A 1,278-nucleotide genomic window follows, 5' to 3' on the forward strand; every position below is an offset into this window, starting at 1 on the left:
CGTATCGCACGCGATCTGGAGGAAGCTAGACCCTGGCGCCAACGGCGGCCAAGTATTCAGGCAGGAGCGGCCTGAAAACTCTCCAATTCCGGCATAGCATGGCTATCAGGAATATTGATAGTCGTCCGTTAAGAAGCCGGATTGAGCTGGGTTGGCCAGGCGATCGGCGCCTTTGGCTTTGCAGCTGCCGAGTGACCTTCGGTCTGCATGTGCCTTATGCCGGGGTCGACAGCGCAGTTCGTGCTTTACGGCGCCGAAGAAGCCGCGCTTCTGGCCGGAGATGAAGAGGCGACGTGGCTTTTGCACGTGTGGCCGCGTAGGCCCGTTCGAGCCTTCACGCCGAACTCGTAAGGGCCCCGGCTTTGCCCTTGCCGATGCATTCGACTTCCGAGGGCATGGACGGAATAGAGCTTCCAGCCGCGCTGGCGCGACTGCTGTGAGCGGATCTGCGTGGCTCGCCAAGCGGGAGTGCCAACGCCTCCTCCAGTGCTGGCGGACCTTCATCTTGCGGCGGATGTCGCGGATGATCCGGCCGAGCCTGCCTGCGCTGGATACGCAACTGCCGTTGATGCCGCCTGCACTGTTTGGCGCGGGCGTAGCGGGAAGCCGTCGTCGCCGTAGCCTTGGCCGCGCGATGATAGGATTAGCCGTGCCTTGTCGCCAGGCGCTGAGCCCCTTCCATGTCCTTTTGCAAGTAGAAAGGCGCGAAGCGTCGATCACCGCACCGGAGGTGCGGCGGTGAGCATGATGCAAGGTGATGCTGTCAGGTCGGGAGCAGAACGACGATCGCGACGGTCGATCAATCTTCCATTCGCGGGTCGAGACCGCATGACCGTTTTTCGTCGCAGGCCTACCTCGGACTTAGAGCGGGCGTCGGGGTAACCCGGCCCGATGGGGCTCTCGAGGGTTGCCTTGACCGAGTGTCCTGCTCCCGGCCAAACAGGCCGGCGCCAGCTTGACTAAATTGTCACCGGCTTCACCTCTCGGCCGATCTCCCAGGAACGGCGCGACCAGCTTGTCGGTCGCATCAGCACCATGGCTGCCGATTGGACGATGGGACCCCTCGTAGAAGCGCTGCGCGGATCGCGTGGGCTTGATCTCATTTCAGCGTGAGCGTCATCCAGGGACCACGCTCTGAGGGCTAATCTGGTCGGTTAGGAAGACCTCGTGGACTGAATCATCACGAGGTCTCGCCATGTCTGGATACGCCTATCCTCAAGGATTTTTCTGACACGCTGCAGCGTGTCGAGATCATCACTGGGACCGGCCGGCGCCGGC

1 pseudogene is annotated in these 1,278 nt (G+C 62.2%); it reads right to left on the reverse strand.

Annotation, left to right across the window (positions count from 1 at the left end):
* Window positions 1-191 precede the first annotated feature (191 nt).
* Window positions 192-643: pseudogene (locus tag SO139_RS46210) on the reverse strand (transposase family protein); the annotation flags it as partial.
* Window positions 644-1,278 lie beyond the last annotated feature (635 nt).

It is taken from the genome of Bradyrhizobium sp. UFLA05-89, assembly GCF_059803475.1.